This window comes from Rhodococcoides fascians NBRC 12155 = LMG 3623, from assembly GCF_001894785.1.
Taxonomy (GTDB): domain Bacteria; phylum Actinomycetota; class Actinomycetes; order Mycobacteriales; family Mycobacteriaceae; genus Rhodococcoides; species Rhodococcoides fascians.
In genome coordinates, this window is sequence record NZ_BCWW01000003.1 from 639,154 (window position 1) to 653,696 (window position 14,543).

Genomic DNA, 14,543 nt, shown 5'->3' on the forward strand with positions numbered 1-14,543 from the left:
ATTGGGACTGCTGTCAGTCGCATGACATGCTCGTTCGGTGCTTCTCGACCTCCTCGGATACATCGGCATCGCAGTCTTCGCGGCGTCCGGCGCATTGGTCGGGGTACATCGACGACTCGACCTGTTCGGGGTCTGCGTCGTCGGAATCACGACGGGTATCGGGGGCGGCATCGTTCGCGATCTGCTGCTCGGCATCCATCCGCCGACGTCGCTGGATACCTGGCCGAACGTCACCGTCGGGTTCTTCGCCTCGCTGGTGGTGTTCGTCGCGCATCGGCAGATGGGCAAGGTGCGCCGGGGCGTGCTCGTGCTCGACGCGTTCGGGATGGGCCTGTTCGCGTCGACCGGCGCGACGATCGCACTCGGTGTCGGCGGTAGCGCCCTGTCGGGAGCGCTGATCGGGACGACGACGGCCGTGGCCGGTGGCGTCATCCGGGACGTCCTCGTCAACGACGTTCCCCTGCTGCTGCACCGCGACCTGTACGCCCTACCTGCCCTGCTCGGTGCGACGGCCGTCGTGGTGGCCGAGGCGCTCACTCTGCCGGAGAACGTCGGGTTGGTCGCGGGGACGATACTGGCGACCGGCCTGAGATTGCTCGCTCTGTGGCGTAAATGGAATCTGCCGCAGGCTCGGAATCTACCCACGCTGTGAGCTCCGACTGCCGGAGCGCGTACCGACCGACCACCCCTCTCAGCCGTGTCTCAGTCGACCAGGACAAACTGTACCGATGCGGATACTGGTGGTCGACGACGATCGAGCGGTGCGCGAATCGCTGCGCAGGTCGCTCACGTTCAACGGGTACACCGTGGACCTGGCGGTCGACGGCCTCGATGCCCTGGAACAGGTAGCTGCGGCGCGTCCCGATGCGTTGGTGCTCGATGTGATGATGCCGCGTCTCGACGGCCTCGAGGTGTGTCGGCGATTGCGCAGCGTGGGCGACGACCTACCGATCCTGGTGCTGACTGCGCGTGATTCGGTGTCCGAGCGCGTAGCCGGTCTCGACGCGGGTGCAGACGACTACCTGCCCAAGCCGTTCGCGCTCGAGGAGCTCCTGGCTCGGCTGCGGGCACTGTTGCGGCGCACAGCGATGGAAGCCGGCATCGACTCGGAGACCATGACGTTCGCGGACCTGTCGTTGGACCCGGTCACCCGTGAGGTCTCGCGCGGCGAGCGTTCGATCAGTCTCACCAGAACCGAGTTCTCGTTGCTCGAGATGCTCATGACCAATCCGCGCCGAGTGCTCACCAGAAGTCGCATTCTCGAAGAGGTCTGGGGCTACGACTTCCCGACCTCCGGCAACGCGCTCGAGGTGTACGTCGGGTATCTGCGGCGCAAGACCGAGGCCGAAGGGGAGTCGCGACTGATCCATACCGTTCGCGGTGTCGGATACGTCCTGCGCGAGACGCCCCCGTGATAGGCAGTTCGTTCGGGCGCAAGACGCCCGACGGTGTCGCAGTTCCGCCTCCGCCGATGCGGCCACCGACGCCGTTGACGAGATCGGTGTCGTTACGGTGGCGGGTGACGCTGTTGGCTGCGTCCGTCGTGGCGATCGCGGTGGCTGTCATGGCCATTGCGGCCTACACCGTGGTCTCGCGCGCGCTGTACGGCGACGTGGACACGCAGTTGCGTTCTCGCGCATCTGCATTGGCTGAATCGGACCTGGTGTCCTACGACCCACGGTTCGTGGCCGGTGCCACGTTGTACAGCACCGACGTCAGTGTGGCGTTGATCTACCCCGACATGACCAGCTACAACCCGCCCGGGCCTAAGGTGCCCGTCGGCGATTCGGAACTTGCTGTGGTGCGCGGAGAGCAGGCTTCGTCGCTGCGCACACTCGACGATCAGCGGGTGCTCGCACTGCGTACCAAGGACGGCAGCACCCTGATCGTGGCGCAGCGACTGCTGCCCACCGGAGAAGTGCTGGATCGTTTGGCGTGGGTTCTGCTGATCGTGGGAGCCTGTGGTGTCGTGCTGGCGGCGGGCGCGGGCATGGCGGTGGCGCGCACCGGTTTACGGCCTATCGCACGATTGACGGCGGCCGCAGAGCGAGTGGCGCGTACCGACGATCTGACGCCTATCCCGGTGACGGGCGACGACGAATTGGCCCGGTTGACCGAGAGTTTCAACACGATGCTCCGCGCACTGGCCGAATCTCGGGGCAGGCAGAGCAGATTGGTCGCCGACGCCGGGCACGAACTTCGGACGCCGTTGACGTCGCTGCGCACCAACATGGAACTGTTGATCGCGGCCGGGCGTCCGGGCGCACCGTCCATTCCCGATGAGGACATGGCCGAGCTGCGAACCGACGTGGTGGCGCAAATCCAGGAATTGTCCACGCTGGTGGGTGATCTGGTGGACCTTGCACGCGAGGATGCACCCGAGACGGTGTTCGAGCGGGTCGACCTGGCCGATGCCGTCGAGCGCAGCCTCGAACGAGCTCGCAGGCGTCGCAACGAGATCGACTTCGATGCCACGCTCATGCCGTGGTTCGTCTACGGAGATCAGGCGGGCCTGTCGCGGGCAGTGCTCAATGTGCTCGACAACGCGGCCAAATGGAGCCCCAGCGGCGGAGAAGTACGAATTGCCATGCGGCAGATCGGTGACGGCCTGCTCGAGCTGACAGTGGACGACGCGGGCCCTGGCATTCCGGAGGAAGACCGCGAACTCGTCTTCGAGCGCTTCTATCGCTCGACGGCATCGCGTTCGATGCCCGGATCCGGTCTGGGACTTGCCATCGTGCGACAGGTGGTCGTCAAACACGGCGGCACTATTGCCGTCGAGGTGTCCGAGCGGGGTGGAGCTCTCATCCGAATCGTGTTGCCCGGTGAGGGTGCCGCGGACCACGAGACACTCTCGGCAAACTGATAGGCGAGTCTCAGCGCGCTCTCAGTACCGCCCTGCACAGTGAGTAGCAAGAAGGCGGGCGACCTCGAAGCCGAGGTCTCTATCGAAGGAAGCAACAGCGATGAGCGACGACCGTAACGAACCAGAACAGCCCGGACGGGATGCCGGTGCACAGCATCATCCTGCGGACCGGGCTTTACACGGCGGCGAGCACGATCCCTCGACTCAGCACCAGCCCACCCAGCAGCAGCCAAGCCAGCAGAATCCCACGCAGCAGTTCCCGCCCCAGCAGGCGCATCCCCAGCAGAGCTACCCGCAGCAGTACGCGGGCTACGGGCAGAATCAGTACCAGCCCGGCTACGGCCCCTACGGTCAGCACGGTGACTCGCAGGCCGGTCAGCACAACCCCGGCCAGCATGCGCAGCCCCAACAGGTTGCGCCGCAGCCTCATTCGGCATCCGGCGCCGTGAAGACTCGTCCGGGTCGGTCAGCCCTCGTGGCCGGAGCGATTGCCCTTGTCCTCGTGGGCGGCGGAATCGGCGGCGCTGTCGGTGCCATCGCGACCAACAACGCCAACGGCAACAACGCCGGTGTCACCAATTCGCTGAACTCACCGATCACCGCCGCTCAGCCGGCCGCCAACTTCCCCGACGGTTCCGTTCAGGCCGTCGCGAACAAGGTGCTGCCGAGTGTCGTGCAGATTCAGGTGAAGGGCTCGCAGCAGGAAGGTGAGGGCTCCGGCGTCATCCTCAGCAGTGACGGCCTGATCCTGACGAACAACCACGTCGCCACCGGCGCAGGAGCCAACGGCAAACTGACCGTCGCGTTCGCCGACGGGTCGGTGGCCGACGCCACCATCGTCGGTGCGGACTCCGTCTCGGACATGGCCGTCATCAAGGCCGAAGGAAAGACGAATCTGACGCCGATCGAGTTGGGCAGCTCGTCCAACCTCGAGGTCGGCCAGCAGGTCGTCGCCATCGGTTCGCCTCTGGGCCTGGCCGGCACCGTCACCACCGGCATCGTTTCCTCGCTCAACCGCCCGGTATCGACGTCCGGTGAGTCCGGCAACCAGAACTCGGTGATCGACGCCATTCAGACCGACGCTGCCATCAACCCCGGTAACTCCGGCGGCGCTCTGGTCAACACCGATGGCCAGTTGATCGGCATCAACACCGCCATCGCCACGCTCGGCGGCAGTGAGGGTTCCGGCGCGCAGAGCGGATCGATCGGTCTCGGATTCGCGATCCCGGTCGATCAGGCCAAGCGGATCGCCGACGAGCTGACCACCACCGGCAAGGCCACCCAAGCGATGATCGGTGTGCAGGTGCCGTCCAAGGACGATGCCAACGGTGCAACCGTCGTCGAGGTCACCGAGGGTGGCCCGGCTGCGGCGGCCGGCATTCCGAAGGGCGCGGTCATCACCAAGGTCGACGATCGGATCGTTGCCAGTGGTGACGCGTTGATCGCCGCCGTGCGTTCGCACGCACCCGGCGATTCGGTGAAGATCACGTACACGGACGGCGGCAGTGAGAAGACAGTCGACGTGACGCTGGGCACGGCCGAGCCGGCTGCGGCACCCGCTGCGCAGGTTCCTTCACTTCAGATCCCGTCGTTCCCGGGCGGTCGCTGATGCTCAGGGAAGCCGGCAGGCACGGAACCATTGCAACTATTTACGCACAGCGTGAGCCGGGTACGGGCCTTACTACTACGGTGAGCGGTATGGAACTCGACGCACCTTTGGCCGGCCGCGCGTTGGTCGTCATCGTGGACGACCGGACAGCTCACAGCAACGAGAAGGATTCGACGGGTCCGCTGGTGACCGAACTGTTGACCGAGGCCGGTTTCTTGGTCGACGGTGTGGTGGCAGTGACGGCCGACGAAGTGGACGTGCGGAATGCGCTGAACACTGCGGTGATCGGCGGTGTCGACCTGGTGGTGTCCGTCGGCGGCACGGGTGTCTCGCCTCGCGACGTGACTCCCGACGTCACGGCCGAGGTGCTCGATCGCGAGATACCGGGAATCAGTGAGGCGCTGCGTTCTTCCGGTTTGGCAGCCGGATCGTTGGACGCAGGCCTGTCGCGGGGACTGGTCGGAGTATCGGGCAGCACGCTGGTGGTCAACCTTGCGTCGTCCCGTGCCGCCATCCGTGACGGTATGGCGACATTGACGCCACTGGCGAGTCAGGTCATCGCCGAGCTGTCGGGATTGGACGCGTAGTCACTGCGATGAACGACGAGCCGATCGAGAATCGACCGGACGACGAAGCGAGCCGGGCCCGAGCAGAACGGGCCCGGCTCGCTCGTATCTTCGGTGACGTGCTGCCGGAGACCACGGGAGACGACCGGGCCGACGGGCCCGATGGCGACTCTTTGTCGGTCGATTGGTTGAAGCAGCAGCGACCACCCCATTACTTTTAGTGTGATCCACAACACATTTTACTGGCTGGAATGACAGCTCTGTTAGTTAGTCGTTTACCTGTCGTTAGCGACCTACCCGGCGGTAGTGCCGGGCGAAGCCGCCGAAAACGGACACCACAGGCGGGGTGTGGAACGGTCCAATCGTGCAATCCGGACAGGACTCCCGCTGCGTCTTCCCATATCAGGGTCGTTTTACTCCTGATCGGCTCCTGTAACGGTTTCCACTTCTCGGGAGATGCTGTGACGCAGGTTATCGCTAACACGGGTGTGAAAGATGTTCACGCCGACGAAACACATCACGAGATGGCAACGTTTGGGCGTCGATCGTAGGGATTGTCACGGTCAGGCATCTCCTCTAATGTTCCCCTCAGCTTCCAAGGGATCAGGGCGTGGGACCAACCGGTGCCGCGCCCTTCATCTCGGAACTGAACAATCGAGGATGTGGCCTTCAGGCTCCATCCGGCTCGGGCTCGCACACACTGACGCGTGCGATTCAGTTCGAGGGTGAAAGCCACAAGCTTCCCCGTGCGACACCGCGCTGGGACTGAACATGATGAGGAATAAATGACGGAGATCCAGAAGTCGCGGCGCAGCCGGGGACTCAAGTCCATGAGCGTCGCAGTTGCTGCCAGCGCTTCGGTAGTCGGCCTGGTACTCGGTACCGGAACCGCTTCCGCCGCTGTCGACAGCTCCAACTCGGTCGTCGACGCTGATGGAAACACCATCACGGTGACGCTGTCCGACACCTTCATCAACGGTGTCGCTCCCCTCGACGGCAGCCCGCTTACCCGTGAGTGGTTCGCCAACGGCAAGGCTTCTTACGACGTCCAGGGCCCTTCGGCTGACGACTTCGAAGGCACCCTCAAGATCGGCTACCAGATCGGTTACCCGATGAGCCTCGGCGGAGGCGTCACGGTTTCGTGGGCATCGCCCACCGCAAAGCTCGGAATCGGTTCCTCGAACACGAGCACCGTCACGGGCACTTCGACCGCCGGTCAGCTGCTTTCGCCCGGCGGACTCGGTGCATTCGTGGCTGGTGCCGCCATCGAGGGTGTCGGCGAGAGCACGTCCGGCCTCGACGTCGGAGTCGACCTTCTCCCGCAGGCAACCGGCACCATTGCCCTGACCAACGGCCCCGGCGTTGTTCAGTCCGAGAGTGCTTACGCGGTTAAGAACGATTCGGCAGACATTACCTCCGCTGAAGGCGACGCAGCAGGCACGAGTGGCTCGATCCAGGTCGCTAACCTGCACGGAACGGCGACCGAGATCCTCGGCAACGTGACGATCCGTCCGTACGTTTCGTTGACCAGCGCCACGGGCGACACGGCCATCACCTACGGTGTTCCGGTTCGTCTCAACTGATTTCGCTGTCAGTTTTACAAGGGTGACCTAGATTCACCTGCAATACACCGAGAAAAGTTCAGGCCCGTACGGATCACTCCGTACGGGCCTGAACTACGTTCGGACCCGACCAGTTGTCCCTTACGAAAGGCGCGAAGCCACGATGTACTCGAAAGCCCGATTTGCCGCCGCTGCCGCGGGCGCATTGCTGGCGCTCGGACTTGCCGCCGGCTGCAGTAACGACGAGTCCGCAGCGACAGGTGAGAGTGCCGATGCCTGCACCAACTTCGCGACCGACCACAATGCACTGGTTGGGCTCGTAGGTGCCGGGCCGGGGTCCGCCGAAAACATCGAGAAGTGGACCGCCGACAAGCAGGCCGTCGTCGACAAGCTAGTTGCGCTTCCCGGCACTGCGTCGGGCGACGTCGCCAGTTCGATAACCACGTTTGTTGACGCGTTGCCAGCCGACACCCTGGATCTTTCGACTACAGGCAGCGAATCGGGCAAGGCCTTCGTCGACAACGGCGCAGCCGTGGCGTCGGCGTGCGAGACAGAAGGAACCACGATCACCCTAGACGCACTACCTCTGTCGACATTCACCAACTGATCGCCTGACGGGGCCCTCACGGCCTGTCGCACGCCCCACAACGAATGAATGCGCCAGTCATGCACTCAGAGTGCATGACTGGCGCATTCATTCGTCGAAGCAGACCGGTGTCAGTCCTTCGAGTGCTTACCGAGGTCGGGGGAGGGCGAATCGATTGCTTCGCCGCTGCCGCCGGTGGTGTCGGCCGCGGTCGAAAGCTTCTGTCCTGCAGCGGTTCCCCCTGCGAGGATGTCGCGGATCTGCACCAGCACGTCGACGTCGCTCAGTTCCTTCTCCGGCTGGCTGACGAAGCGCTTCTTCGCGGTGTTCACCGGCAGAATCAGCACGAAGTACACGACCGCGGCGATGATGATGAAGTTGATGATCGCCGTGATGACCGCGCCGATATTGATGAACGTGGCGTCGTTACTACTGAGGATCTTGATTCCCCACCCGAGTTCGTTGCTGCCACCGACAGCGGCGACCAACGGGTTGATGATGTTCGTGGTGAACGCAGTGACGATTGCCGTGAATGCTGCGCCGACGACGACTGCGACCGCGAGGTCGACCACGTTGCCTCGCAACAGAAAGTCCTTGAATCCCTTCAGCATGAGCCGCTCTCCGATCTCTTGGTATGTTTCGGTCTCGCCAGACGTTAACCCAGATCGATCGACTTCGGACCCCGTGAATCGCCCGGGCACCGACTCAATGCAATGTCACCGTCAAAGCGCTCACCAGCGACGCGGCTGCCACCGTCGTCGCATCCTCGGTCGGTAGGGCGAGCAGCACCACCCGATCTCGTTGCCGACCCCCGCCGGCCTCGGCGGAGACGAGCACCACCATCGCCCCCGACGCCAGTATCCGAGCTGCAGGTGGGGCTTCGGAGTTCTCCTGAGTTTCGACGGTCAGGACGTCCACCCGATCGCCTTCTCTGAGTAGGTCGGTCACGCCCGCATCGGCGAGATGCACCGGTACGACGCGTGCCTCGGCCCCCAGCGCCGCGGTGGCGGTTCGGGAGCCCAACAGCCGGACATCGGTGAGCAGTTCACCTGCTCGAACCGGTCCGGTCAGTGTCCGTCCGTCCACGTCGGCGGAATCGAGCACTGCGCCGTCGGGCACCGTGGCCGAATCCCATTCGGCGACGGCAACATCGGCCGGCGTCAGTATCGTTCCCGGCGTCAGGTCGCGGCCGGCCGTGACGACGCGGACGCGATCGTCGCCTGCGGCGTCGTCGACGAACAGCAGGACTGCGACGGCCACCAGAATGCCCGCGGCGATGCGTCGAACTTTCACCGATCCCACCCACGCGGGACGCTGAGCGAAGCGGTCGAGCAGCGTCGAGTCCAGTCGGTTCTTGCGGGCAGCCATGACCGGAACGGTAGCGGTCCCAACTGGCCTGAAGAGACCGAAAAGGCCGGCCTGTGGATAACAGACCGGCCTGTGGATGGATCCGATAACTACTGGCTGGCAGCAGCTTTCGTGGTGGAGGACGAGGAGGAGCTGCTCGACGAGGACGAATCCGACGACTTCTTCTCGGCCGGCTTCGAGTCGCTCTTGGTCTCCGACTTCGTGGCCGCGGCGTCGGACTTCTTCTCGCTCGCGCCTTCGCTGGCGGTGCCGGAGTTGCCCCGACTGTCGGTGCGGTAGAAGCCGCTGCCCTTGAAGACGATGCCGACCGAATTGAACAACTTGCGAAGCTTGCCGGAGCATGCCGGGCATACCGTCAACGTGTCGTCGGTGAAGGACTGGACGATGTCGAAGCGGTTGTCGCACTCGGTGCAGGCGTATGAGTAGGTGGGCATCGTGTTTCCTCCGCGCTGGTCACCGAGGAGGTTCGCGCTCTGCTGGCCGAGGCCGAACACCGCCGGTGTCTTGTCTGTTCGTCGAAACTGGGGAGAGCATTAGCACTCTACAGTCAGGAGTGCCAACGAATCGAATCGTAGCGTTATTCCGTACCCAAGCGTACGAGCCCGCCGCCGGGAGTCAGCGCGTGCGTCACGCGGCGGTCGTGCGGTTCGGCCGGTAGCCGGGAGAACAGCTCCTCGTCGCGCACGATGGCGACCAGCATGGCCTCGGGACTGCACAGGTCGAGAGTCCGGTCGTAGAACCCGGCTCCGCGGCCCAGCCGGACGCCACGTCGATCGACGGCCAGCGCAGGTAGCAGCACCACCGAGCATTGCCCGACGGCGTCGGGCTCGAGTAGTGGACCCGACGGCTCGAGCAGCCCGTACGGTGCCCGCACCAACGCATCGCGACCCTCGTAACGCGCCCACTTCAGCGGCCCCGGCTCATGGGCACTCGGTAGCAGAACCGTGGCTCCGGCCGCGGCCATCGCGTCGAGCATCTCGATCGACCCCGGCTCCCGGCCGATCGGAACGTACGCCGCCACGACCGAGTGTTCGGCCGCCAATTCGCCGACGGCATGGCAGAGTGCGGAGGACTCCATCGCGCGTTGCGCATCGTCGAGCAGTCGGCGTTCGGCGAGGACATGCTCCCGCCACAGATCCTTCGGCGTGTTCTCCGAAAATTCGGGAACGCTCACAACGGTTCACTCTCCCTCTCGTGCTGTCGTTCAACGATATGCACTCGGGGGTCGAACGGGGCACACGCCGAGCCAATCTCCAGAAACCACGGATAGGGTGAGCACCATGACAGAAGCCGCTTCAGCGACGACCGCCGCCACGCCTGTGCACTTCCGCACGGCCATCGTCCCCGCCGCAGGCATGGGTACCCGGTTCCTGCCGGCCACGAAAACCGTTCCGAAGGAACTACTTCCGGTCGTCGACACTCCCGGTATCGAGCTCGTCGCCGGAGAAGCGGCAGATTCCGGTGCACAACGGTTGGTCATCGTCACCTCTCCCGGCAAGGACGGCGTCGTCGCCCACTTCGTCGAGGACCTCGTTCTGGAAAAGAAGCTCGAAGCGAGCGGAAAGCTCGAAATGCTTGAGAAGGTACGCGTCGCCCCCAAGCTTCTGGACGTGCAATCGGTCATTCAGCACGAACCGCTCGGACTCGGTCACGCCGTCGCATGCGCCGAGGAAGCACTCGACGACGACGAGGATTCGGTCGCGGTGCTGCTGCCCGACGATCTGGTGATGCCCCGCGGTGTGCTCGACGTCATGGCCCGGGTGCGCGCCAAGCGCGGCGGCTCGGTGCTGTGCGCCATCGAGGTTCCCGACGACAAGGTCTCGTCCTACGGCGTCTTCTCCGTCGAAATCGTGCCCGACGCGGTCAATCCGAACGTCCTCAAAGTCACCGGCATGGTCGAAAAGCCCAAGAAGGAAGAGGCACCGTCCAACTTGGCTGCCGCGGGCCGCTATCTGCTCGACCGCGCTATCTTCGACGCGTTGCGACGCATCGAGCCCGGTGCCGGCGGCGAGTTGCAGCTGACCGACGCCATCGCACTTCTCATCGAGGAGGGCCATCCCGTTCACGTGGTGGTGCATCGTGGATCGAGACACGACCTCGGAAATCCCGGGGGATACCTACGCGCTGCGGTTGACTTTGCTTTGCAGCGCGACGACTACGGTCCCGCGCTGCGTGAATGGCTGAACGAACGCTTGAGCGACAGCTGGGCACCGGAACTGACGACGTACGAATAGCATCGCGGGTCGATGCCATAGAGGAAGGGCCAGATGCGCTCGGTCGAAGATCAACAGACCAGGGTGACCGCAGCGGCGGTGGCTCCACGGCCTGTTCGGGTCGCCATCTCGGAAGCGCAGGGTCTGCTCTGCGCCGAGGAAGTGGTCACCGAGCGTCCCCTTCCCGGCTTCGACCAGGCCGCGATCGACGGTTATGCCGTACGCAGTGTCGACGTCGCCTCCGCGGGTACCGACCTGCGTAACGAGGAAGACGAGCGCATCGACCTGACGCTGCCCGTCGTCGGCGAGGTCTCCGCGGGTTCGCGTCAGCCCATCCGGCTGCAGCCGCGTCAGGCCGTGCGGGTCGATACCGGCGCGCCGCTGCCCACGTTGGCCGACGCAGTCCTGCCGCTGGATCGCACCGACAACGGCCGCGCCCGTGTCAAGGTGTTCCGTCCGGTTCGCTCGGGTGACTACGTGCGCAAGATCGGCGACGACGTTCAACCCGGCGACGTGGCCGTGCGGGCGGGAACGATCATCGGTGCCGCGCAGGTCGGCCTGTTGGCCGCCGTCGGACGCGACAAGGTGCTGGTGCACCCGCGTCCGCGGTTGTCGGTCATCTCGGTGGGCGGGGAGTTGGTCGATACCGATCGGACCCCCGGGCCCGGCCAGGTGTACGACGTCAACTCCTACGCCCTCGCTGCTGCAGCACGCGATGCCGGAGCCGACGTGAACCGCGTCGGCATCGTGAGCACCGACCCCAAGCGACTGCGTGAAGTGGTCGAAGGCCAGCTGATCCGCTCCGAGATCGTCGTCATCGCAGGCGCGGTCGGCGGAGGCGCGTCCGATGGCGTCCGTGAGGCGCTGGGCGAACTCGGGGACATGGAAGTCGAGCGGGTTGCCATGCACCCCGGCTCGGTGCAGGGATTCGGCCAGCTCGGACGCGACGAGGTGCCCACGTTCCTGTTGCCTGCCAACCCCGTCAGCGCGCTCGTGGTGTTCGAGGTGATGGTCCGTCCACTCATTCGCATCGCACTCGGCCGTCGCCAGCCACTGCGCCGGACCGTCACCGCGCGGACCGTCGCACCGATCACATCGATCGAGGACCGCAAGGGATTCCTGCGAGGGCAACTGATGCGCGACGAGGGCACCGGCGAATATCTCGTCCAGGCTCTCGGCGGTGCTCCGGGCTCGTCGTCTCATCTGCTCGCGACACTCGCGGAGGCGAACTGCCTGGTCGTCATCGATCCCGACGTCACCGAGATCCGAACCGGCGAAGAAGTGAAGGTCTCGTTCCTCGCTCAGCGCGGCTGACGCACGCGCTCACACGCGCAGCGCATACGATCGACTGATGCCGCGAACGTGGTCGAGCCACCCGGGTTGGCCGGCGAAATTGGGTCCAGTGCGAGTGGCCGGGGGAACGGTGACGGTTCGGCCCGTCCGCATGCGCGACGCAGCCTCCTGGAGTCGAATCCGCACCCAGGACCGCGCACACCTCGAGCCGTGGGAGCCGAGCGGTGAGGGCAGTTGGAATTCCCGACACCACATCTCCTCGTGGCCCACACTGTGCTCGGGCCTGAAGTCCGAGGCACGCAAGGGGCACATGCTGCCGATGGTGATCGAGGTCGACGGCGAATTCTGCGGGCAGATCACCACCGGGAACATCGTGCGGGGCGCGCTCCGGTCGGCGTGGATCGGGTACTGGGTGTCCAAGGAAGTCAACGGCAAAGGTGTCGCCACCGCGGCGCTGGCGCTCGGACTCGATCATTGTTTCGGACCGGTCGGGTTGCACCGCGTCGAGGCAACGGTGCGTCCGGAGAACCTCGCCAGCCAGGCCGTGCTGCGCAACGTCGGTTTCCGCGAAGAGGGCCTGCTCTACAAGTACCTCGACGTCGACGGCGAGTGGCGCGACCACAAACTCGTCGCGATCACCTCGGGAGAGGTGCAGGGATCGGTCGTCGATCGATTGGTCCGCGCGGGCAGGGCTGCGTGGGCATAGCGCTCACTCCACGGTGTTCGGTTGCAGATGTTGTCAAAGTGACAGGAGTGTAATTCGGGTCGGCGCGTCTGCGGGGTTCTCGCACCTGCTCCACATAACCTGAGGGCGTCTCGACTGTCGCTGTCGCCTGAGGAAGGAGAACATCGCCGATGCCGAACTCGATCATCTGGATCGGTCTCGTGGCCGTCTGGCTCTTCGTTCTTCTTCCCATGCTGATGACCAAGCGTCCGCAGATCATGCAGACCACGGACGCAGCACTCGCCACGCGCGTGTTGCATCGGGGTGGCACCAAGCGCAAGCAGCGCGGCCCCGCGACCGGCCACCGCAGTGATCCCGACTGGCGGCCGGAGGACGACCTGCGGGTCTCCGCGCCCGCCAGCGAGATCTTCGGCCCGAAATTCGCGTCGATTCGTTCGGACTCACCCGATCTACCCGGTACCGCGGAGGACCCCATGGACACTCACGCAGAAGAAGAAAACGACCTCGAACGCGACGAACCGGTCCACGACGCACCTCGCGCGAGCTCTCCCGCACACGAGCCGGGAGTCGTCGACGACGACTTCGTGCCTCGCCGACGCGGCCGCGGCGGATTCGATCCCGAGGCCGACGCCATCGCCCGGGCCGCCCGATACGCCTTCCGTCAGCGCGCGGTTCTCGGCCTGGTGTTCGCCGCCATCACGACCGCGGCACTGGCGTTCATCATCTCCCCGACGGTGTGGTGGCTGTGCGGACTGTCCGTCGCAGTCCTCGTCGGATACCTGTACTACCTGCGCAGGCAGGTGCAGATCGAAGAAGAGATTCGTCGACGACGACTCACCCGCATGGGTCGCTCGCGCCTCGGTGTGGAATCGGAGACCGACGAAGAGCTCGAACTCGTGCCGCAGCGTCTGCGTCGACCCGGAGCCGTGGTGCTCGAGATCGACGACGAGGACCCGGAGTTCGAGCATCTCGATCATTACGAGGAGCCGTTCCAGGCACGCCGCGACGATGACGGCGATTTCCGTCGGGCACAGGGCGCGTAACAGCGGTCCCGAGGGGCTTTGCTAGAGTTGCCCAGCCGGTCGAGACGACGGCAAACGGGGCTGTGGCGCAGTTGGTAGCGCGTCTCGTTCGCATCGAGAAGGTCAGGGGTTCGATTCCCCTCAGCTCCACCCCGAAACGAAGCCGCCACTCACCTCGAGTGGCGGCTTTCGTTGTGAATCAAGGCAATACAGAGCTCAGCGCACTCATTGCGATCGTGGTGACGGACAGTCCTCCGGTGCCGAATGCCGCTGCGGCGGTCATGCCGACCAACGCTTCGTCCGCCGTCGGCGTCGGCGGTTCGAGCTTCGTGCGCAAGAACGTGAACGGTAGGCCCCAGAACGCGCTCACTCCGCCGTCGTACTCGCGAGTGAGGTCGCCGAACGAGTCGTTGCCGCGGTCCGTGTCGCCGCGGATCAGTGCGCTGGACTCGAGGTCTTTCGCGGCAAGCATTAGTACGCGGTCTCGGTAGGCCAGACGTACTCGATACGAGCGTTTCACGACTCGTGCGGACCCCAGTGCACCGCAATCGGGTCACCGCCGACCGTCGCGCGAATATCTGTGGACCGTCGGGTGCCTAGGGGAGTCCTGTCCGCGGTCTGCGGTCCGGTGCGAACGAACGTGACGCGGCTGGATGGCGTCGACAGGTAGTAGCCGGCCACGGAGTCGTCCTGATAGACGAGTTCGACGTCGTCGTACAGGGCAGTCTCGATCCTGACCGTGTGCACACATCCGACCCTACCGACCAGCCGGT

Annotated in this window: 18 protein-coding genes and 1 tRNA gene; 13 read left to right on the top strand and 6 right to left on the bottom strand. The window is 64.9% G+C overall.

What is annotated here, in order from left to right; translation table 11 throughout:
- Positions 1 to 37: 37 nt before the first annotated feature.
- The 8 genes from RFA01S_RS10795 to RFA01S_RS10830 all read left to right on the top strand — a co-directional run bounded on the left by RFA01S_RS10795 (position 38) and on the right by RFA01S_RS10830 (position 7,210).
- Positions 38 to 652, top strand: a complete 615-nt coding sequence (locus RFA01S_RS10795) for a trimeric intracellular cation channel family protein (protein WP_032407582.1) — start codon at positions 38 to 40, stop codon at positions 650 to 652.
- 76 nt (positions 653 to 728) lie between these two features.
- Positions 729 to 1,415 carry a response regulator transcription factor gene (locus RFA01S_RS10800; RefSeq protein WP_027496041.1) on the top strand — a complete coding sequence of 229 codons (687 nt, stop codon included), beginning with the start codon at positions 729 to 731 and terminating at the stop codon, positions 1,413 to 1,415.
- A gap of 56 nt (positions 1,416 to 1,471) precedes the next feature.
- A complete protein-coding gene (locus RFA01S_RS10805; RefSeq protein ID WP_094621741.1) occupies positions 1,472 to 2,866 on the top strand; it encodes a HAMP domain-containing sensor histidine kinase in 1,395 nt (464 codons plus the stop codon).
- Positions 2,867 to 2,966: 100 nt separating this feature from the next.
- Positions 2,967 to 4,475: a trypsin-like peptidase domain-containing protein gene (locus tag RFA01S_RS10810; RefSeq protein WP_072692064.1), complete on the top strand. Its 1,509-nt coding sequence runs from the start codon at positions 2,967 to 2,969 to the stop codon at positions 4,473 to 4,475.
- An 89-nt stretch (positions 4,476 to 4,564) separates the two neighbouring features.
- A complete protein-coding gene (locus tag RFA01S_RS10815; RefSeq protein ID WP_197077495.1) occupies positions 4,565 to 5,062 on the top strand; it encodes a MogA/MoaB family molybdenum cofactor biosynthesis protein in 498 nt (165 codons plus the stop codon).
- Positions 5,063 to 5,070: 8 nt separating this feature from the next.
- Positions 5,071 to 5,262, top strand: coding sequence for a hypothetical protein (locus tag RFA01S_RS10820; RefSeq protein ID WP_027496045.1), 192 nt, complete (start codon positions 5,071 to 5,073; stop codon positions 5,260 to 5,262).
- Positions 5,263 to 5,826: 564 nt separating this feature from the next.
- Entirely contained in the window at positions 5,827 to 6,624 is a 798-nt protein-coding gene (locus RFA01S_RS10825) for an MspA family porin (RefSeq protein WP_032388586.1), read from the top strand.
- A 142-nt stretch (positions 6,625 to 6,766) separates the two neighbouring features.
- A complete protein-coding gene (locus RFA01S_RS10830; protein WP_032407580.1) occupies positions 6,767 to 7,210 on the top strand; it encodes a hypothetical protein in 444 nt (147 codons plus the stop codon).
- A 110-nt stretch (positions 7,211 to 7,320) separates the two neighbouring features.
- Here the strand turns inward: RFA01S_RS10830 and mscL are convergent, their stop codons facing one another.
- The 4 genes from mscL to RFA01S_RS10850 form a co-directional block, all read right to left on the bottom strand.
- A complete protein-coding gene (mscL, locus tag RFA01S_RS10835; RefSeq protein ID WP_027496048.1) occupies positions 7,321 to 7,800 on the bottom strand; it encodes a large conductance mechanosensitive channel protein MscL in 480 nt (159 codons plus the stop codon).
- 94 nt (positions 7,801 to 7,894) lie between these two features.
- Positions 7,895 to 8,557: an RcpC/CpaB family pilus assembly protein gene (locus tag RFA01S_RS10840; protein ID WP_032407579.1), complete on the bottom strand. Its 663-nt coding sequence runs from the start codon at positions 8,555 to 8,557 to the stop codon at positions 7,895 to 7,897.
- A gap of 89 nt (positions 8,558 to 8,646) precedes the next feature.
- A complete protein-coding gene (locus tag RFA01S_RS10845; protein WP_027496050.1) occupies positions 8,647 to 8,991 on the bottom strand; it encodes an FmdB family zinc ribbon protein in 345 nt (114 codons plus the stop codon).
- Positions 8,992 to 9,134: 143 nt separating this feature from the next.
- Positions 9,135 to 9,731: a 5-formyltetrahydrofolate cyclo-ligase gene (locus RFA01S_RS10850; RefSeq protein ID WP_052060763.1), complete on the bottom strand. Its 597-nt coding sequence runs from the start codon at positions 9,729 to 9,731 to the stop codon at positions 9,135 to 9,137.
- 106 nt (positions 9,732 to 9,837) lie between these two features.
- Here RFA01S_RS10850 and RFA01S_RS10855 point away from each other — a divergent pair, with 106 nt between their 5' ends.
- From RFA01S_RS10855 to RFA01S_RS10875, 5 genes are all read left to right on the top strand, one after another.
- Positions 9,838 to 10,791: a UTP--glucose-1-phosphate uridylyltransferase gene (locus tag RFA01S_RS10855; protein ID WP_027496052.1), complete on the top strand. Its 954-nt coding sequence runs from the start codon at positions 9,838 to 9,840 to the stop codon at positions 10,789 to 10,791.
- Between the two features lie 33 nt (positions 10,792 to 10,824).
- Entirely contained in the window at positions 10,825 to 12,084 is a 1,260-nt protein-coding gene (gene glp / locus RFA01S_RS10860) for a molybdotransferase-like divisome protein Glp (protein ID WP_027496053.1), read from the top strand.
- A gap of 37 nt (positions 12,085 to 12,121) precedes the next feature.
- Entirely contained in the window at positions 12,122 to 12,769 is a 648-nt protein-coding gene (locus tag RFA01S_RS10865) for a GNAT family N-acetyltransferase (protein ID WP_032364078.1), read from the top strand.
- A 149-nt stretch (positions 12,770 to 12,918) separates the two neighbouring features.
- Positions 12,919 to 13,791, top strand: coding sequence for a divisome protein SepX/GlpR (gene sepX, locus RFA01S_RS10870; RefSeq protein WP_032371228.1), 873 nt, complete (start codon positions 12,919 to 12,921; stop codon positions 13,789 to 13,791).
- A gap of 56 nt (positions 13,792 to 13,847) precedes the next feature.
- Positions 13,848 to 13,920: transfer RNA gene (locus RFA01S_RS10875), tRNA-Ala, on the top strand.
- A gap of 49 nt (positions 13,921 to 13,969) precedes the next feature.
- Here RFA01S_RS10875 and RFA01S_RS10880 read toward each other — a convergent pair.
- On the bottom strand, positions 13,970 to 14,290 hold the full coding sequence (locus tag RFA01S_RS10880; protein ID WP_139278429.1) for a hypothetical protein: 321 nt from the start codon (positions 14,288 to 14,290) through the stop codon (positions 13,970 to 13,972).
- Positions 14,287 to 14,517 (bottom strand): hypothetical protein, encoded by a 231-nt coding sequence (locus RFA01S_RS10885; protein ID WP_032407577.1) that lies wholly within the window; start codon positions 14,515 to 14,517, stop codon positions 14,287 to 14,289. The genes RFA01S_RS10880 and RFA01S_RS10885 overlap by 4 nt, the downstream gene beginning before the upstream one ends.
- Positions 14,518 to 14,543 lie beyond the last annotated feature (26 nt).